Annotated in this window: 18 protein-coding genes and 1 pseudogene; 4 read left to right on the plus strand and 15 right to left on the minus strand. The window is 71.5% G+C overall.

What is annotated here, in order from left to right; translation table 11 throughout:
* The first annotated feature begins 125 nt into the window (after nt 1-125).
* Nucleotides 126-485: a transposase gene (locus ACK586_RS17200; RefSeq protein ID WP_409331721.1), complete on the plus strand. Its 360-nt coding sequence runs from the start codon at nt 126-128 to the stop codon at nt 483-485.
* Here ACK586_RS17200 and ACK586_RS17205 read toward each other — a convergent pair.
* The 8 genes and pseudogenes from ACK586_RS17205 to ACK586_RS17240 all read right to left on the minus strand — a co-directional run.
* Nucleotides 413-1,189: pseudogene (locus ACK586_RS17205) on the minus strand (alpha-1,2-fucosyltransferase); the annotation flags it as partial. The gene ACK586_RS17200 and the pseudogene ACK586_RS17205 sit on opposite strands and share 73 nt — an antisense overlap.
* Nucleotides 1,190-1,238: 49 nt before the next feature.
* A complete protein-coding gene (locus ACK586_RS17210; RefSeq protein WP_409331722.1) occupies nt 1,239-2,723 on the minus strand; it encodes an oligosaccharide flippase family protein in 1,485 nt (494 codons plus the stop codon).
* A gap of 166 nt (nt 2,724-2,889) precedes the next feature.
* A complete protein-coding gene (locus ACK586_RS17215; RefSeq protein ID WP_409331723.1) occupies nt 2,890-4,065 on the minus strand; it encodes an acyltransferase family protein in 1,176 nt (391 codons plus the stop codon).
* A gap of 362 nt (nt 4,066-4,427) precedes the next feature.
* A complete protein-coding gene (locus ACK586_RS17220; protein WP_409331724.1) occupies nt 4,428-5,063 on the minus strand; it encodes a glycoside hydrolase family 16 protein in 636 nt (211 codons plus the stop codon).
* Between the two features lie 1,467 nt (nt 5,064-6,530).
* Complete coding sequence (locus tag ACK586_RS17225; protein ID WP_409331725.1) at nt 6,531-7,292, minus strand: PP2C family protein-serine/threonine phosphatase; 762 nt, start codon at nt 7,290-7,292, stop codon at nt 6,531-6,533.
* Nucleotides 7,293-7,465: 173 nt separating this feature from the next.
* Nucleotides 7,466-9,028 (minus strand): hypothetical protein, encoded by a 1,563-nt coding sequence (locus ACK586_RS17230; protein WP_409331726.1) that lies wholly within the window; start codon nt 9,026-9,028, stop codon nt 7,466-7,468.
* Nucleotides 9,029-9,258: 230 nt separating this feature from the next.
* Nucleotides 9,259-9,978 (minus strand): hypothetical protein, encoded by a 720-nt coding sequence (locus ACK586_RS17235; protein ID WP_409331727.1) that lies wholly within the window; start codon nt 9,976-9,978, stop codon nt 9,259-9,261.
* A gap of 174 nt (nt 9,979-10,152) precedes the next feature.
* On the minus strand, nt 10,153-10,944 hold the full coding sequence (locus ACK586_RS17240) for a hypothetical protein (protein WP_409331728.1): 792 nt from the start codon (nt 10,942-10,944) through the stop codon (nt 10,153-10,155).
* A gap of 108 nt (nt 10,945-11,052) precedes the next feature.
* Between ACK586_RS17240 and ACK586_RS17245 the strand changes: the two genes are divergently transcribed.
* Nucleotides 11,053-11,340 (plus strand): Dabb family protein, encoded by a 288-nt coding sequence (locus ACK586_RS17245; RefSeq protein ID WP_409331729.1) that lies wholly within the window; start codon nt 11,053-11,055, stop codon nt 11,338-11,340.
* Nucleotides 11,341-11,344: 4 nt separating this feature from the next.
* On the opposite strand, the gene ACK586_RS17250 is transcribed toward ACK586_RS17245, so the two are convergent.
* The 3 genes from ACK586_RS17250 to ACK586_RS17260 form a co-directional block, all read right to left on the minus strand.
* The gene (locus ACK586_RS17250; protein WP_409331730.1) at nt 11,345-11,476 is read right to left on the minus strand and encodes a hypothetical protein; all 132 of its coding nucleotides are present in this window, start codon (nt 11,474-11,476) and stop codon (nt 11,345-11,347) included.
* A gap of 123 nt (nt 11,477-11,599) precedes the next feature.
* Nucleotides 11,600-11,926 carry a hypothetical protein gene (locus ACK586_RS17255; protein ID WP_409331731.1) on the minus strand — a complete coding sequence of 109 codons (327 nt, stop codon included), beginning with the start codon at nt 11,924-11,926 and terminating at the stop codon, nt 11,600-11,602.
* Between the two features lie 76 nt (nt 11,927-12,002).
* A complete protein-coding gene (locus ACK586_RS17260; RefSeq protein ID WP_409331732.1) occupies nt 12,003-12,413 on the minus strand; it encodes a hypothetical protein in 411 nt (136 codons plus the stop codon).
* A gap of 136 nt (nt 12,414-12,549) precedes the next feature.
* Here ACK586_RS17260 and ACK586_RS17265 point away from each other — a divergent pair, with 136 nt between their 5' ends.
* Both ACK586_RS17265 and ACK586_RS17270 read left to right on the plus strand, forming a co-directional pair.
* On the plus strand, nt 12,550-12,786 hold the full coding sequence (locus tag ACK586_RS17265; protein WP_409331733.1) for an AbrB/MazE/SpoVT family DNA-binding domain-containing protein: 237 nt from the start codon (nt 12,550-12,552) through the stop codon (nt 12,784-12,786).
* A 114-nt stretch (nt 12,787-12,900) separates the two neighbouring features.
* Entirely contained in the window at nt 12,901-14,148 is a 1,248-nt protein-coding gene (locus ACK586_RS17270; protein ID WP_409331734.1) for a glycoside hydrolase family 3 N-terminal domain-containing protein, read from the plus strand.
* A 3-nt stretch (nt 14,149-14,151) separates the two neighbouring features.
* On the opposite strand, the gene ACK586_RS17275 is transcribed toward ACK586_RS17270, so the two are convergent.
* From ACK586_RS17275 to ACK586_RS17290, 4 genes are all read right to left on the minus strand, one after another.
* Entirely contained in the window at nt 14,152-14,595 is a 444-nt protein-coding gene (locus ACK586_RS17275) for a hypothetical protein (RefSeq protein WP_409331735.1), read from the minus strand.
* A gap of 45 nt (nt 14,596-14,640) precedes the next feature.
* Nucleotides 14,641-14,814, minus strand: a complete 174-nt coding sequence (locus ACK586_RS17280; RefSeq protein ID WP_409331736.1) for a hypothetical protein — start codon at nt 14,812-14,814, stop codon at nt 14,641-14,643.
* A 149-nt stretch (nt 14,815-14,963) separates the two neighbouring features.
* Nucleotides 14,964-15,161: a hypothetical protein gene (locus tag ACK586_RS17285; RefSeq protein WP_409331737.1), complete on the minus strand. Its 198-nt coding sequence runs from the start codon at nt 15,159-15,161 to the stop codon at nt 14,964-14,966.
* A gap of 87 nt (nt 15,162-15,248) precedes the next feature.
* The gene (locus ACK586_RS17290) at nt 15,249-17,465 is read right to left on the minus strand and encodes an acyltransferase family protein (RefSeq protein ID WP_409331738.1); all 2,217 of its coding nucleotides are present in this window, start codon (nt 17,463-17,465) and stop codon (nt 15,249-15,251) included.
* Between the last annotated feature and the right edge of the window lie 57 nt (nt 17,466-17,522).

Consider the following 17,522-nt stretch of genomic DNA (forward strand, 5'->3'; position numbering starts at 1 on the left):
ACAGTGCCGCCGGGAACCTGTCACCAATCACCTACGAGACGACCGCGCTCGACCGAGCAGCGGCATAGGGAAGCCCTCCACGATCTCGGGGGAACCACAAGCCCAATTCCGTCGGTGGATCAGGGTTGAGGCAGTGGCGGGAGGCGTTCCTGGCCTACTTCGACACCGGCCGCGCCAGTAACGACGGCACCGAAGCCGTCAACGGCCTCATCGACCTCCACCGGCGGGTCGCCCGCGCCTTCCGCAAGCGCGAGAACTACCGCCTACGCATGCTCCTCATCGCCGGCGGACTGACCAGCCCGACCTCAAGTAAGAAGAGCCGCCGAAGGCCCTATCTTTCTGCGAGCACCCAGCCGGTTCGCTCAAGTCGCTGGTGCGGAACCATGCTGAACGGCTCGGGGGCAACCACCGTGTCGGGGGCTCGGTGGCGCAGTGACGCCGCCCACCAAGAGAACGTGCTCCCGGAGAGCACGAGGAAGTCATGACGTGCGAGCCGCACCAAATCCGCGCTGGCGGATCCGGGCACGACGAACCGCGCGTTCCCGAGCCCCATCTCCCGGCGACACCAGTCGGGATCGTCCGAGTAGACGGCGATCGGCGTGTCCTCGGCCAGCCCGTTGACCTCGCGGAGCCGCCGGAGCGCGCGCGGGTAGTAGGAGGGATCCAAGATGGACACGTGGTGAACCATGTCGCCGCGCCGAATGTGCACTGCGATCGGCTCCACCTCCTCATCTTCGTTCCAATCGACTCCGATCTCCGCCCGGACGTCCTCCAGCACCTCCTCCACGACCCGAGGGTGCTGCCAGTAGCCGTAGTACCAACGCGGGGCGCTCAGCTCTACCAGCCCGGGAAACCGCGGCGGCCCCGCCGCGGGGTCGCCTTCCGTGAAGATCTCTCGCGGGCCACGCAGTGATCGGCATGCGCGGGCCAGCCAATCATGCCTATATCCCGGATGAGGAAGAAGCCCCGCGAAGCCATCCGGCCGGACTCGATGGAGCCCGAACTCTGACAGGCTAAGGGCCTCGGGGCGCCCCCGGTAGGCGCTGAGGTCGAGCCGAGAAGGGCAACCGGTCCGCTTCTGCAACCACAGCGCGAACGAGTACTGAAATAGCTGGTTGCCGAGACCGCCCCGCAGGCCGATGATATTCGCTCTAGTGAGGCTGAGGAGCGCGTTCGGGCTCATCGTCATCCCTTCAAGTCCGGGAACCACGGGAGCACGACGGACTCGTGACCCTTCGTCACTTCACCAGCCCGTATGACCGGGCGAGAACCAGCGGAGGCAGTACTCGCCGCCGATGCCAGAGCGCGGTGCTTCCAAGGACCAGCAAGGCGGCTCCGCCGACCACGGACCAGGGTGCCGAGTCCAGGAGGGCCGGGATCCTGATCACGAAAACACACGTGAGCGCAACAACGCCAGCAAAGGCCGCCACCCCGAGGTAGTGAGTTGCCACTCGCTTCGCCTCCACAAGCCCTGCTCTGACGCACATCACCACATGGAAGACGTGCATACCCAGCAGGCCGGCGAGGATCCCCACCAGGAAATACGTGGGAGTGCCGAGGGACACTGCGAGGACCGCGCCTATCACGTTGACCACGATGGCGATCGCGTGCCCCGTCCACACCCAGCGAAAGCGGCCCAGAGCTTCGAGCCCGGACACCAAGAGGAAGACGACTGCCTGGATCCCCCCGATCATCGCCAACCACGGAGCGAATCGTCCTGCCTGCTCCCATCCCTCGCCGAGCACGAGGGGAATGGCGACGGGTGAGACGACGGCGACGGCCGCGCCCAGGGGCAAGCAGATCCAGGCGATGACGCCGATCAGGTCCGACCACACGCGGGCCGTTCGACTGTGACCACCGATGTCGTGGCGAAACTCGGGGTAAACAGCCTGGATTAGTGCCGCCTGCAGTTGGTAGAAGGGCGTGGTCGTCAACGCCTCCGCGCGGTTCCAGTTGCCGAGCGCCACCGGCCCGAATGCCTGGGAAACGCCGATTTTGCCGACGTTACCAGCCGTGTAAGAGAGCACTCCTGAGAACGCTGTCTTTCCGCTGAACTTGACGTCTCGGAGAACGGTTCCAAACGTGGTACGCCCACGGAACCCATCGCGTGCGATGCCCAACGTCGTGACGACGATGATGAATTGGGCGACGATCGCCGCGATCGCCAAGGACGCTGCCCACCTCGTCACAGCGACGACGACCACGCCGACCGCCATGCCGGCCGCGTTGCCGAAGAACGTCACAACCGCCAGGACGCGGAAGCGTCCAAGTCGGAGGAGCAGTCCGGTCCCCAACGCAAACAAGGGGGCCAGGAACGACGTTATGGCCAGGAGGCGCACCATCCCGGCGACGTCTGGCAACCCCCACAGCCTGGCCCACCCCGGTGCCGTCAGGATCAAGACGACAGCCGCGATGATCCCGACGCCTCCTGCATAGATCAGTAGCCCTCGCAGGCGAGACTCGTGAAGGGTCTGCATCCTGCCGACTATTTGAGGGAGACCCGCGGTCGCCAGTAGGTTGATGAGCGCCGCGCTCGTGACCGCGGCACCGAAGACGCCGAAGGCTTCAGCGCCGACTAGGCGGGACGTGACAGCTGCGTAGGCCACCTGGACGATGACCGTCGCAATCTGTGCCGCGTAGTTCCACAGCGCCCCCTTGGCGACGACCTTGGCGGTCGGCGCGGAAGGCGGACGGTCGCCGTCGGCCTGTTGCACGAACGTCATTGCGCGCAGCCACTGTGCGCGAACGACGACGGACACCCCAGCGGACGGGCGGCTCGCAGATCCGGATAGCGCAACTGAGGCGCCTCCTCACCGTCACCACGGGAACCGGTGAGGAAGGCGTGTCCGGCTGCGCCCCCGGGCCCGTCGACATACGAGGACTCCATGCTCAATTGGCCCGCCGAGATTCTCGTCGGACACGAAGACGGCGCTCGATCGGCGCCTCCACGAACTTGTGCAGGAGTCCCGAGACAACGATCGAGGAGCCGATGACGACTATGATCACGACCAGTCGCACCTGGTTGACCCAATTGTCCGGCGACATGTCTTCCAGGACCATGATAATGGGGTAATGCGCCAGGTATAGACCGAAGGACCATCTCCCCAGCGTGACGATTTCCGCCCTGCTGAAATGACTGCCCTCCTCTGCACGATCGCATTGAGCGGCGGCGATGATGAGCCAGGCGAACAGTGGAACCAGAGCGAGTGAGGCGAAATGCGTCGGAATGCCAGCAGGGAGGACGCCCTCGAAGATGCCGAGACCTTCGACTAGCAGGACGTGCAGGGTGGCAATAAGGACTAGACCGGCGACGACCGCCGCTACCGCCCATCTTAAACTTGGCACCCTCGACAGGCCTGACCTCATCAGCGCCGCGAGCGCAATTCCGAACACAAACTCCCAGATGCGATACACAGGGTTGATATACAGATATGTGACGGTGGTTCCCTGTGGGAGTAGGACGTGCATAGCCAGGGTCCCCATGGCGACACCCACGACCGCGAGGGGAATGGCGCGGATCAGGAAGTCCTTTGAGCGACGCAGCACCCGAGGTGCGAGGAAGGGGAATGCGGCATAAAAGAATGCCTCGTCGGACAGGGACCAGGACGGTCCATTCATGGCGAAGTACACGTCCGGGTCGGGACTCCAACTCTGAATCAACAGCAGGGCCGCGAGCGCAGCCGGGACGGACACGGACTCGTCGCCGGCGAGGATGATGAGGCCAGCCCCGAGCCAGGTCAGAGCATGCAACGGATAGACGCGCGCAAACCTGTTCCTCCAGAAGTGGTGGGCACCCTGCCGTTCGTCGCGAGACCAGGTCAGCACGAAGCCGGACAGGATGAAGAAAAAGCTTACGCCAACGCCTCCGAGCGAGAAGGCCTTGGTAAGCCAAGCGCCCGGAAAGAGAGCAGCGAGAGTGTGGTCGATAACCACGATGAGCGCGGCATAGAATCGGAGTCCAGTGAGTGAATCAAGACGCACCGCGTGTCTCGAGACTGCGACGGGTGCGACTTGATCCGCTGGCCGGCGGTTGCGATCGAGCGATACAGGAGGATCCGCCATCATGCCGGCACGTCCCGCATGGCCATTCGATCGGACGCGATGTCAGCGACCCGCCACGCCCACCGGGACTCCCTCGACCACGAAAGGCCACGCGATCGGCAGAAGAAGGGCATTCGAGGATGGCGTTCAGTCCTTGCCTGCTGCACCCCGTCTGCCATGAGCGCGAAGACTAGGGCACGGGGAGAGTCGGCGGAACTCCTCATCGACGCTCTCATCCGAAGGAGCGGCGGATGGAGATGTCACACCCCTCACCACCACTCCCCGAGGTGGATGGCGCCCCAAGTGGAGCCAGCCAACGACCGGCCTGATGTCAATCGCCTGCTCGCGACTTGTGCAACCATTCAACACTTTTCCATGACGGAACGTCACGCCGCGATGTATACGCGGACCCAGTCGACCTCGTACTCGACGCGCTCGGGCGTCGTCGCATCGATGGTGTCGTGCCAACCGGACGACGACCGCCAAGCGTCCAGCTGCAGAGCCAGGTGCATCGAGGTCTGCGGGACAACGGCGGCGTCCTCCACGGTCGCCCATACCGAACCATCCATTGTGTAGCGCAGGGCGTCTGGGCTCCACTCGACACCCCAGGTGTGCCACTCGTTGAGGTCCGCCGCGACTGTCTCGTGAAGCATCCGGTCATCGACGCCATAGTGCACGGTTGCCGTGTTGAGAACACGCGGGCTCTGCGCGTTTTCGAGGAAGTTCACCTCCGGTGGCCAGGATCCGTCGTCAGGCCAGAGCAGCGCGTTCACGCTGATTCCGGCACCGTCCTGCACGCGCGCCCGAACCTCCCACTTGCCGTATGTCTGCCCCTGCCTCATGGCAAGCCCACCGGTCACATACCTCCCGTACTCCGGGAATGCGGCGATCGTAAGCACGCCGTCGGACACGGTGACATGGTTCGGCCGATAAAGTTCACCAGTCGCACCGGAGGTAGCCCAATAGTTGTGCCAGACGGCGTCATCCAGGGTTGACTCGAAGTCCTCCGCGAATGTGAGCACCCAGACCGGGGTGGGTTCGTTGGCTGCGACGGATGTCTCATCCTGAGAGGAAGACGGGGGCGGCACGGATGCGCTTTCGCCGACGGTCGATTCCGGAGCCGGCAACGTGGGGAGAGTTCCGCGACCCGGCGATCCTGGCGCCCTGACCTTCGACTCGCGGGCCAGCGACTGCGCGGTGGGGGGGCCAGCCGCCTGCGGGGGGCGCTGATCCTGGGGCGTCGCCCGGCTTTGGGTCGACTGCTCGAGTGATCCATCCACGGGACTCGACACGGGGCCGACGAGGAGCAGGCTGCCGACGAGCAGGACGAGGATCACGCATACCTGAGTCGCCCGACGCACGTCCCCCAGCTTGGCACTCAAGGCGGCTACACGTGCGCACAGCGTGATGTTTGGGGCGAGTGATGTGCTCGAGTCCGCTTCGGTGGTATCACCACGGCGAGCGCTGCGACTCCCAGTCCCACATCCGCACTTCGCCGGCGGTGCCGAGTCGGACGTCGTGGCAGCGGCGGGCTTGGCTCGAGCCTGGTGTCTGCGGCGCCGGCGAGACCAGCTCAACTCGTGTTCGGGGTGGCGCAGCGGGCGCCAGACCAGGCAGGTCATGAAATGGCGAATCTTGGGAAGGGATAGCGCCGTGAGCTCGCCGGGCAGGTCCGGGTCTGCCTATCTTGCCCTTGGTGGCGGCGCGGGTGACGATCAGGAAGCCGAGGGTGATGTGCTGGTACCGGGCGTCGTAGCGGCAGACCTGGTAGTGGTCCGGGCCCACTTCGCCCTTGCCGGTCTCGAAGGTCTCTTTGATTGCTCAGCAGCGTCCGGCGACGCGACCTAGTCGGCCAGCGAGGCCTGCGCCGGGCAGAAGCACAGGTGTTGGGCAAGTTCGCTGATGGACAGGCGGCGGCGGACCAGCAGCCAGTACCGGCCGGTCGGGGGACGAGAGGCGGATGGGGATCAGCATCCGCCGTAGATTCGCGGGCGCTTGCCGCGCCGGCCGGCCGAGAAGCGCCGCCACTGTTCCTCGGGGACGGTGGCCAAGAGCGCGTCGACCCGGGTATCGACCGAGCGGCCGGTGACGGGGTGTACGGGCAGCTCTCCCGGGCTGCGGCTTCCCTGGGGGGCGTGGCATGTCCTACGTACTCGCCGTCTCGGTCAACCAACACGTATCGCCACTATCCAGTGGCCGCGGCAACCCACGCCTACCTACGCCGACGAGGCACCCCGCGACGATCCCGAACACGGTCGAACACATGGCCCACCGCCGCGCCAGAGCCAGGGCGGCCGGCCCCCGTGTGCGACCGGGACCGCTACCGGCAGCGGCACATCGTGCAGTGCGGAATCAACCGGCGCAAGCAGAGCCCGCGCCTCTGCCCCCCGGTGCGACAAGCTCGCCGTCCGCTACGACGCCACCGTCGAGGTCGCCAACATCGATCTCCGCGACTCTTCAGACAAGGCTCAGGCGCAGGTGACCGGCCATCAGCCCTCGGTCGGCTGGCGGACTAGGTCGTCCAAGACCGCGTCGAGATGGATCACAATCGCGGCGATGTTGTCTCTCCCACCGTTGCCGACCGCTTCCTGCACAAGTTTGTGCGCGACCTCCTGAGCCGGCCGGGCACCACCGAGCGACTCAGTGAGTCTGGCATCGGCGACCTCGTTCGACAGTCCGTCCGAGCAGACGAGGAAGCGCTGGCCCACCTCCAGACGCAGCATCGTCACATCAGCATCTCCGCCGGCCCCGACGCCCAGCGCCCGGGTGACGATGTTGCGCTGCGGATGCGTCGCCGCGTTCTCCGGCGCCACGTGCCCGCTCTCCACGAGAACCTGCACGAGCGAGTGGTCCACGGTTACCTGACGCCATGACGTGGGCGTCCACTCGTAGACCCGCGAGTCGCCGATGTGGAACACCGCCCAGCAGTACTCATCACCGTCCTGCACCAGCGCGACGCCCGCCACCGTGGTGCCGGCACCCACCATGGAGGGGTCCGTCTCGCCCAGCGCCCGGATGCCCTCGTCGGCGGTCCGCACCGCCTCCTGCAGGTCGTCCACCGTCAGCATCGGCCGGCCGATGACCGCCGACAGGCAGTCGACCGCCTTCTGGGCCGCCTCGGCCCCCGCTGCGTGGCCGCCCATCCCGTCGGCAACGGCGAAGACCGGAGGCACCGCGAGGAGCCGGTCCTGGTTCTCCTCGCGCTGCCCGATGTGGGTGGCACTCCCCCACGACAGCTGCACCTGCGGCATCGGTCTCCCTGTCTCGACGCGGCCTCGCTGCGCACGTCATCCCCGTGGGCCGGTGAGCCTATTGGCCGAGGAGGCCATCGGCGGACCCGGCCGTCGCCGTACGGGGATAACCGCAGGTGCGCGGGCCTACCCCGCCATCGTCGATGAGCCCGCCCACAGCGGAGGGAAGGACGTCAGGACCACTGCTGCGGCGGCGCGGGCGGCGCCACCGGTGCGGGAGCCACGGAGGCCGGCTGCGGGCCCATGCCGAAGCGGCGCCGCAGCGCCTGCACCATGCCCGGCGGGAGGCCGGCGGCGATCGCCGGCGCGATCAGGCCCGTCACCGCGCCCCACAGGGCGAGGACGAACGCCGCTAGGAACGGGTTGAACGTCGCCGACGCGGTGGTCGAGGCACCGAAGCCCGGCCCCCCGCCGGCGCTCGTCTGCACCACGATCCGCAGCAGCAGGGCCGCGGCCAGTGCCACCACGGCGAGCGCCGCGGCGAACCGCAGGCCCTCGAGCCGCGCCTCCACGAGCGTGTGCTGCCGGATCACGACAACGACGGCCACGCACAGCATCACGACGAACAGCACCACCGGCGCCAGCCAGTAGAAGCCGCTGATGTCGGTGAAGGTGAGCAGGTCGATCGAGTCCGAGCCGCGGGTGAACTCCCCGGCCAGGCCACCCTGACCGGTCAGCTGCACGCCGGCCGTCCAGAGGACCGCCGCCAGCATGCCGTTCACGAAACCGAGCAGCGAGACGCCGAGCAGCGTCGGGGCGCCGCCGTCCGGGATGTCCGTGAGGCCCCAGACCACGAAGACGGCCATCGCCAGCGCGCCCGTCGCGAACACCGCGAGCGCGCCCATGAGCGCAGGGAACACGCGCGGGCGGAACCGGCCGAGCAGCGGGCCGGAGCCGCGCAGCAGCGATACCAGGCCGGTCGCCGCGACCGCGAACAGCAGCGCGCCGCTCAGCGTCGACCACACGCCGACGCCGATCCGTCCCTCGACGTCGACGAGGTCGGCGAGGGCGTCATCGCCGAAGCGGTCCGGCCGGTAGTGCGTGAGCAGCGACAGCGGGAGGAAGAGCACGGCGAACAGCAGCGACGTCCGCACGAGCTGGAGGACGACGTCCCGGTCGCCCGTGACGCCCCGCCTGCGCAGCCGCCGGGCGAAGGAGGAGCCGAGCACGAGCAGGCCGACGACCGTAACCGTCAGGGGCAGGATCCCGACGCTGACCGAGGCGGCACCGGAGTCGAAGGAGCTCGCCTCGGCCTGGCCGAACATGTCCCCGCCCACGGCGAGGCACGCCCCGCCGAGGATCAGCACCAGCGTCTCGCGGAAGCCGAGCTGGCCGTTGGCGATCAGCAGCATGCCGACCAGCGAGACGGCGAGCATGGCGACGACGGCGAGCGCGGCAGACCGCAGCGCACCGAGCCAGTCCCCGGAGAGCAGCGCCTCGAGGGTCGCGGCGCCCGGCGCACGCGGCGGGCCGGCCGGGCCGCCGGCATGGCCGGTGGACGGCGCCTGGCCGAACGGGGCCTGGCCATACGCGTACGCCCGAGGCTGCAGTGCGGGCGGCAGCACGAGGCCGTGCGCAGACGGGTCTGCCGGCTGCTGAGCGGTCCACTGCGGAGCGTGCGGCGCGGCGGCAGCGGGTACGGCCGGCGGCGCGGTCAGGGGCGCCCCGCAGCCGGGGCACCAGCCGGCGCCGTACGGCAGCCCGGTGCCGCAGCCCTCGCAGATGCTGTCGGTCATGGTCCTACTCCCCCGTCGTGCCAGTGCATGGTGCCGCGATGACAGCGCCCGCGGCAGGGTAGGTGCGCCGATGCTGCGCAGCTGACACCGGATGCCGTGTCCCCGAGCGGAGCGGGCCGGAGACGACGCACAGGCGCTCCGCCGGGAGCACCGCATGCGACTTGCGGGCCGGCGCACGAGCAGGAGCCACGCCGGATCCGGGATCGGTTCCGGCGTGGCTCCTGCTACCGCTACTTCTTCGCCTTGGCGAAGGAGCTCACGCACTCGCCCTGGTTGCGGAACACCGGGTTCGTGCTCGTCGCCCAGCCGCCCTGCTTGCACTCGTCCTTGCTGGTCAGCGTCACGGGCTCCGAGAAGGTGTACCGCGTCCCGGCGAAGTTGATCGCTGCGATGACGCCGTCACCGCGCACGCCGGAGCCGAGGGAGAAGCCGAAAGCCACCACGTCAGCGTCCGGGAACTCCGCGCGCCACTGGTCTAGGGTGCCGTGCCAGTTGCTGCCGTAGCCACCACCGGTCGCCGGGGCGCCTGCCTTGACGAACGGCTGCGCGGCGTTGTTCAACCACCAGACGCCGTTGTAGGTGGGCTCCCCCACCAGGATGCCGTCCGCGGTGCCGTTGCCGTCGAAGTCGACGACCAACTGGAACCCCGGCGGGATCGCCCCCTCGGTCGGCGTGTACTCCAGGCTGGGCTCGCCGGCGTCCGCCAGCGGCGTGCTGGTGGCGACGTACTCGGCGACCTTGTCCGTGCTGGTGTTGCTCTCGGTCCAGATGCGCAGGCCGGAGCCCACCACGTCGTAGTGACCGGTCGCCCTCGTGTCCGACAGGGCGGGCACAAAGTCCTGCGGTACGGAGATCGTGCCCGTGTTCGCGGGCGCCGCGTACGCGGACCCCGTCGTCAGCAGACCCATGCCGAGCGCCAGAGCGCCGATGATCCCGATGCGTCGTCTCATCCCGTTCCTTCCTCGTCGCGCCCGTTCCGTGCGGTCGGGCGCCGGCGACAAGCGACGCTAGGGGCGCGTGCGCCCGCAGTACGGCGGCCACTCCGTCGGGTGCGTAGATCCGGGACTGCAGCGGCTCATGAGACGCGCGTGATGCGGAACGCTGCGGATCCACCCACCGATCCGTCAGGCCCGCAGCGCCTCCTGGATGAGCGGCGCGATGCGGTTGGCGAGGTAGACGTCGGCCTCCGCGATCAGGTGCTCGCCGTCGGGGCCGACCAGCTCCGGGGCGTCGGCCAGCCAACCGTCGGTCAGCGGGTCGACGAACACCGCCTCGCCGGACTCTGCGGCGGCGCGGATCACGTCCCGGTTGTTGCGGACGCCGGCCGGGGCCGGGTCCGCCGGCGACGCCGGGCCGATCAGGATGAGCTCGGCGTCCGGCGCCCGCTGCCCGATCGCGCCGACCGACAGGTTGACGGCGAAGTCCACCTGGTCGGCGATGCCGGAGGCGTCGTAGCGGCTGCCGAACACGACGATCACGTCGACGTCGTCGAGGTCCGCGTCGGCGATCAGCTCGGGGAACGTGGCATCCGCCGGGCCCTCCGTGGTCACGTAGCCGGCGTCACCGGTCGTGGCCACGGTGATCTCGACGTCGGTCAGCCGCTCCTGGAGCACGGCCGGCCAGCCGATGGCCCCGGTCTCGAAGCCGGCGGTGTCGACGTCCCCGATCACCAGCACCTGGGCGACGTCCTCGTCCGCCGGCGCCGTCCCCGGGGCCGACGTGCCCGCCGTGCCGGCGGCCGGGGTCGGTGCGCCGCCGGGCTCGGGGGTGCGCGCCGAGCCCGTCGACAGGTCGGGCTCCGGCGGCTGGCGGTTCAGCGCGAACGGCAGCATCACGATGATCGCCACCAGGCTCGCCGCCATGACCGCCCAGGCCCACCAGGGCGGCTCGTTCCACCAGTGGTCCCCCCGTGCCATGGCCCGAACCTACCGTCGCGCTCCGAACCCGACCGTCCGACGGACGACGTCGCCGTGCGGGCCCCCGGCCCGTCCCCGAGCGCGACCGGGCCGGTGCACGATGCACCCGTGCGCCCCTACCGGCACCTCGTGCTGTTCCGCTTCCGGGACGACGTCGATGCCGACGCCCGCGCCGCGGCGTACGACCTCGTCGAGGCGTCCGGCCGGGCACTCGGGCTGCTGTCGTGGCGCCTTGGCTGGTCGCTCGACACCCGCAAGGGCGCGGTGCTCGTCCAGGACGCCGTCTTCGCCGACCGCGCCGCGTTCGAGGCGTGGCGCGACTCGGCCGCCCACCGGCGGGCCGGCGCGTACCTCAGCGAGGTCGCCGACTGGCTCGTCGGCGACGTCGAGGGCTGATCCGTCAGGACTGGGCGAGCCCCTCGGGGTCCAGCCCGACGACGACGGCCGCTCCGGCGGCCACCAGCCACATCCCGAGCGAGACGATCCGCCGCACCTTCGTCGCGTGCGGCTGTCCCTGCTGCTGCTGTTCCATCGCCGGCCCCCTCTGGCTCAGGCAGGCGACGCTAGCGAGACCGCGCCGTCCTCAACAGCCGGTTGTGACGGCTGGGACGCGAGGGGTCCATCGTCGCCGACCCTCAACACGGAGCCGCGGCGGCTACCAACCCAGGTCCATGCACGTGGACAGGGCGTCGCGGTAGTGCGGCCCGAGGAACTTCGCCTTGCGGTCGTCGAGCAGCCGCTCGACGTCGCGGATCACGACGCGCACCGCCTCGCGCAGCTGCGGGGAGAGCTGCTCGTCCCCCGGGATGTCGCCCACCTCGTCCACGATCCGGCGGAGGTTGTCCTCGCTGGGCTCCTCCTGGTTCGACGCCGCCCGCGCGGAGTGCAGCCGGTCGCAGGCGTCCTCGTCCGCGGCCGAGATGGAGGCGCAGCCGCTGGTCAGCACGGCCACCGCCCCCAGGCCGGCGAGTGCTCGTCTCATCACGCTCCCGGGGTCGTCGCGGGAGCGAAGCTACCCGCCGGCTCGGGGCGGGGTCCCCGTGAGGGTGGGGACGGGGTCAGGCCGTCGCCGCTCCCCGCAGCCGGTCGATCTGCGCGACCCAGTCGTGCCCGGCCGGCATCCCCATCCGCTGACCGAAGGCGTGCGCCGTCTCCGAGCCGTCCTGGTTGCGGTGCCAGACCACCAGCGCGCGCTTCTTGCCCATCTCGCACCGGGTGACCGCGGCCAGCGGCACCTCGAGGCCGCCGTCGCCGTCGAGCGAGACGGAGACCTGCGAGCCGCCGAAGGTAGGCAGCCCGGCCGCGCCGGCGGCCAGCTGGGCCCCACCGGACTTGCCGGCCGAGAGGAAGAGCAGCCGCCGGTCGGTGAGCACCATCTTGCCCAGCTTGGCGCTGAACACGGTCATGCCCATCTTCGGGCCCGGCCAGCAGTAGACCGCATCGGTCTCCGCGACGATCTGCTCTTCCACGGTCCGCTCCCTCGTGACGTCGGTACAGGGTTGGCGGAAGGTAGCGCCGGTCAGGGCACTGCGGGGCCGGATCGCGCGCGCGGCCAGGATCAGCACCCACCCCGAGAACTGCTGCTCCGGCGGTAGCGTCGTCGAGGTGGAGGTCACCATCGACGGCCTCGGCCGCATCGTCGTGCCGAGGAGCCTCCGAGATGCCCTGGGGCTGGCCCCCGGCACCACGGTGGACGTGAGCCGGTACGGCGCGGGCCTGCAGATCCTCCCCGTCGGCCGTACGGCACGCCTGATGGCGGACGACGGCGCCCTCGCCGCCGAGTCCACGACCCCCGTGGACGACGACGTCGTCTTCGGCCTGCTCGACGCCGTCCGCCGGTAACCACCCTCCCGCTGGACACCCGCACCACCGGACCGAGCGCCACCCGGGGCGTACCGCGGTCCGCCCCCGCGCGGCGGGTGCAGCCCGCCCGGCGGCCTGCGGCACAGTGGACCCGTGCCCAGCCGCGGAGGAACGACCCACGGCCGCTCGACCCCCCGGGGCGCGCGCCGCCTGGCCGCCGCGGTCACCGTCCTGGTCCTGCTGGTGCTGGCCGGCTGCGGCGGCTCCCCGTCCCGGCCGGCCGCGTCGCCGTCCGCCCCCTCCGCCGGGTCCGGCATTCCGACCACCCCGCCGCCCGACCCGGAGGCCGAGGCCGCCGCGGCGCGCGAGGCGCAGGTCGACGCCGCGCTCGCCGGCCTGGACCGCCGCCGCCAGATCGCCCAGCTGTTCGTGGTCGGCGTGCCCGCCGGCGACCCGGCGCCCGAGGCGGTGGCGCTGCTGCGCGACACCGGCGTCGGCGGGGTCTTCCTGCGCGGCCGCAGCAGCCTCGCCGCCACCGACCTGGCCGCCGCGGCCGCCTCGTTCACCGGCCTCACCCCCGGCATCCGGCCGTGGGTGGCCGTGGACCAGGAGGGCGGCAACGTGCAGACCCTCTCCGGCCCCGGCTTCGGCCCGCTGCCCCGCGCCGTCGACCAGGGCGCGCTGCCGCCCGACCAGCTGGCCGGCCTCGCCGACGGGCTGGGCGCCTCGCTCGCCTCGGCCGGCATCAACCTCGACCTGGCGCCGGTGGTGGACGTCGTCCCGGCCGGCACCGAGCAGCGCAACCGGCCGATCGGCTACTACGGCCGGCAGTACGGCTCGACCGCGGCCGCCGTCGTCCCCGCCGCGGGCGCGGTCGTCGACGGGCTGGCCGCCCACGGCGTGACCTCGACCATCAAGCACTTCCCGGGGCTGGGCCGGGTCGAGGGCAACACCGACGAGAGCTCCGGCGTCACCGACACCGTCACCGCCGCCGACGACGAGCAGGTCGCCGCCTTCGGCACGCTGGCCGCCTCCGACGCCGCCCCGTTCGTCATGACCAGCTCGGCCACCTACGCGCTCATCGACCCGGCCGCGCCGGCCGCGTTCTCCCCCGTCGTCGTCACCGACCTGCTGCGCGGGCAACTCGGCTTCGACGGCGTGGTCATCTCCGACGACCTCGGCGACGCCCGCGCCGTGCAGGACCTCGCCCCCGGCGAGCGCGCCGTCCGCTTCCTGGCCGCCGGCGGCACGCTCGTGCTCACCGTCACCCCCGCGGTGCTGCCGGCGATGATCGACGCCGTGGTGGCCCGCACCGAGGCCGACCCGGCCTTCGCCGCCCGGGTGGACGACGCCGTGCGCACCGCGCTGCGGGCCAAGGCCGACCGCGGGCTGCTGGGCTGAGGATCAGGACGCCGAGCCGGGCCGGAACACCCGCTCGAAGACGTCGCCGCGCACGTTCTCGCAGGAGGCGACCAGCTCCCGCGGCGTCCGGAACACCGCCACGCACACGTTGAACGCGTCGTTGAACGACAGCAGCACCTCCTCGCCGTCGACGGTCCAGGTGCTGTCGTCCTCCTCGCCGTCGTAGGAGCGGAATCCCTGCTCGTCCTCGCAGCGGCTGCGGTAGTCCAGGTAGCCGTCGGGCCGGAAGGTGAGCTCCTGCTCACCGCCGCAGGTGTCGCCGGCCGAGGTGGTGACGTCCGCGGAGGTCGACGACCACGTCGTCCCCTCGAGGACGGGCGGGGCGGTGACGACGCCCGCCGGGACCGCCGTCCCGGCGACCTCCGAGGTGCACGCCGACAGCAGGACGAGCGCGAGCAGCCCTGCCCCGGCTGGGCTCCTGGCCACGGCCCGATCCTCCCGCACGCCGGCCCGTTCCGGGAGGGGCGCAGCTCAGCCGACCGCCGGCCAGTCCTGCTCGTCGTCGAGCCGGTCCGGGAGATCCGCACGCGCCTCCCGGTCGCGGCGCTCCGCGGCCCGCAGCGCCGCCCCGAGGGCACAGGCCAGGGGGACGGCGACGGCGAGCCACGCCACCAGGACCACGACGACGAACGTCCAGCCGCTCATCCGGGCTCCTCCGGAGCGGGCGCGCCCTCCTGCTGGGCCTCGGGGTCAACGGTAGGCGCGGCGGTGGCCCGGGGGAGAGCCCCGCGCCGGATCGTCACCCCTCCGGCGCTTTCGGGCGCGCGCGGTCCCGAGGTGCTCGGACCGGTCCGTCACATCCGCCGTGTCCGCCGCCGGTGCCAGCGCAGCGCCGCGACCACGACGGCGACCAGCAGCACCAGCCCGGTCGTCCAGCCGATCCCCTCGCACACGGTCGCCGACGCCCCGCACCAGCCCGCGACCGTGAAGCCGACCGCGTAGCCGGCGACGACGACGAGCAGCGCCGGCACCGCGAACACGAGGATGCTCACCGCGGACCTCCCGTCGACCACCGGTCCGGAGGTCTTCGCGGGCCGGCCGGGAAGCGGATGCGCCCCAGCCGACCCGCCCGGCGGCCGTCAGCCCAGCAGCGTCGCCCGCAGCACCGGGGCCAGCCGCTGCGAGTAGGCGGCGGTGAGGTGCGTGCCGTCGGCGAACACCGGCGTCCCGTCGACGAACGAGGGGCAGCGGCCCTGCGCGTCGCAGAACCAGGCCCGGGTGTCGACGTACACGACCTCCGCCGCCGCCGGCGCGAACCGCGCGACGGTCGCGCGCTCGGCCTCGACGAGGTCGCCGTGGCCGGCGCGGCCGGAGCTCACGCAGTCCTGCGGACCGTTGAAGCGGGTGGCGCACTCCTCGAGGTTCTCGCCCTCCGGCGGGGCGGCCAGGACGACGACCCGGGCCGGCGTGGTGTCCAGCCCGGCCAGCATCGCGGCCAGCCCCTCCTGCCACTCGGCCAGCGCCGCCGCGCCGTCGGCACCCGAGGACAGGCGGTCGACCGCGTTCGCCGACGACCCGACCACCACCAGGTCCGGCGCGAGCCGCTGCACCTGCTCCAGGACCCACTGCTGGTGCTCGGCGCAGTAGTCGGTGAAGCCCGGGATCTCCTGGACGCTGCGCACCCGCACCCCGACCTGCGGGCACTGGCCCAGGGTCAGGCTCTGCACCGACCAGCCGGCGCCCAGCGCCTCCCGCAGCCCGGGCATCCAGCTGATGGCCACCGAGTCGCCGAGCAGCACCGCCGTCCGGGGCGCCTGCGGGTCGCCGTAGCGGCACCGGTCGGTGGTGTCGAGCACGTTGAGGCACTCGTCGCGGGTCCACTCGGTCGCCTGGGCGGCCGGCCCCAGGGCGTCCAGGCCGGGGGTGAGCTCGGGCCACTCCGTGGCGGTCAGCGCCGCGGAGATCTCCGCCGACAGCTCCCCGGCCGGGTTCGCGGCCGGGGTTCCCGCCGCGTCCCGGGCCGCGCCCGCGGCCGGCGCCGCGCTCGCCGCGGCCGGCGGCGGGGTCTGCGCGCCGGCATCGCGGCTCCACGGCCAGCCGATGCCGGTGGCCTGCGCGGCGACGAGGACGGCGGCCAGCCCCGCGGCGACCGCGGTCGCCAGCCGCAGACCGGTCCGCCACGCGCGCGGCTCCCGGCGCACCCCGGGCACCCCGGGCACCCCGGGCACCAGCCACGCCGACCGCCGGATCGGCTGCTCGACCAGGTGGTAGCTCGCCACCGAGCCGAGCGCGGTGATCCCGAGGACGAGCGCGTAGTACGGGAGGTCGACCGGCATCAGCGCCGCCAGCACGACGATGACCGGGAAGTGCCACAGGTAGAGCGAGTACGACAGCGCCCCGACGTACCGCGCGACCGGGTTGGTCAGCAGCCCGAGCCCGGAGTCCCCGCCCGTGCCCGCGGCGATCACCGCGACGGCGCCGAGCACCGGCAGCAGCGCGCCGGGGGCGGGGAACGGCGTCCCCGCGTCGAGAACGAGCACGCCGGCACCGATGGCGGCCAGCCCCGCCCAGCCCAGCAGCGGGCGCACCCGCGCCGGGATGCGGGCGGCGGCGGGCACCGTGACGGCGAGCAGCGCGCCCAGGCCCAGCTCCCACACCCGGGAGAACGTGGAGAAGTAGGCCCACGTGGGGTCGGCGGCGGTCTCGTGCAGCGCCCACGCGTAGCCGCCGGCCACCAGCGCGGCGGTGATCGCGGCGATGCCCTTCAGGCCCTTGACCCGGTGCCGGCGGCGCCAGCCGGCCAGGGCCAGCGCCACCGCCATCACGGCCGGCCACACCACGTAGAACTGCTCCTCCACCGACAGCGACCAGTAGTGCTGCAGCGGCGAGACCGGGCCCGCGGCCTGCTGGTAGTCGGTGCCCTCCAGCGCGAAGTGCCAGTTGCCGGCGAACAGCAGCGACCACAGCGCGTCCTCGAGGGTGGCCCGGGCGCGGGTCTCGAAGAACACCACCTGCGCCGCCACCACGGTCACCGCCAGCACCAGCACCGAGGCGGGCAGGATCCGCCGGATCCGCCGGCGGTAGAAGTCGGCGAACGAGATCCGGCCGCGCTCGCGGTGCTCGCGCAGCAGCAGCCCGGTGATCAGGAAGCCGGAGATGACGAAGAAGACGTCGACGCCGACGAAGCCGCCGACCGGCCGGCCGAACAGGTGCTCGGCGATGACGAGGAGGACGGCGAGCGCCCGCAGGCCCTCGATGTCCCCCCGGTGGTGCCGGCCCCCGTCGCGCGGCAGCTCCACCGGGCGCGGGTCCGGCGGGCGGGCCGCCGGCCGGGTCGCGCGGATGTCTGTCGCCATCGGCGGGAGGACTCCCCTTCGTGCTGTCGTCGCCGCTCGCGGCCGTGAGCTCGAACG

Origin of the sequence: Trujillonella humicola (assembly GCF_046233715.1) — a bacterium.
In the GTDB taxonomy this organism is placed as follows: domain Bacteria; phylum Actinomycetota; class Actinomycetes; order Mycobacteriales; family Geodermatophilaceae; genus Trujillonella; species Trujillonella humicola.

Excerpts from the sequence above, each read along its gene's own strand:
- ACK586_RS17290 (WP_409331738.1), bottom strand. The coding sequence starts at position 17,465 with ATGGCGACAGACATCCGCGCGACCCGGCCGGCGGCCCGCCCGCCGGAC.
- ACK586_RS17235 (WP_409331727.1), bottom strand. The coding sequence starts at position 9,978 with ATGAGACGACGCATCGGGATCATCGGCGCTCTGGCGCTCGGCATGGGT.
- ACK586_RS17240 (WP_409331728.1), bottom strand. The coding sequence starts at position 10,944 with ATGGCACGGGGGGACCACTGGTGGAACGAGCCGCCCTGGTGGGCCTGG.
- ACK586_RS17280 (WP_409331736.1), bottom strand. The coding sequence starts at position 14,814 with ATGAGCGGCTGGACGTTCGTCGTCGTGGTCCTGGTGGCGTGGCTCGCC.
- ACK586_RS17210 (WP_409331722.1), bottom strand. The coding sequence starts at position 2,723 with ATGACGTTCGTGCAACAGGCCGACGGCGACCGTCCGCCTTCCGCGCCG.
- ACK586_RS17250 (WP_409331730.1), bottom strand. The coding sequence starts at position 11,476 with ATGGAACAGCAGCAGCAGGGACAGCCGCACGCGACGAAGGTGCGGCGG.
- ACK586_RS17215 (WP_409331723.1), bottom strand. The coding sequence starts at position 4,065 with ATGATGGCGGATCCTCCTGTATCGCTCGATCGCAACCGCCGGCCAGCG.
- ACK586_RS17225 (WP_409331725.1), bottom strand. The coding sequence starts at position 7,292 with ATGCCGCAGGTGCAGCTGTCGTGGGGGAGTGCCACCCACATCGGGCAG.
- ACK586_RS17230 (WP_409331726.1), bottom strand. The coding sequence starts at position 9,028 with ATGACCGACAGCATCTGCGAGGGCTGCGGCACCGGGCTGCCGTACGGC.
- ACK586_RS17255 (WP_409331731.1), bottom strand. The coding sequence starts at position 11,926 with ATGAGACGAGCACTCGCCGGCCTGGGGGCGGTGGCCGTGCTGACCAGC.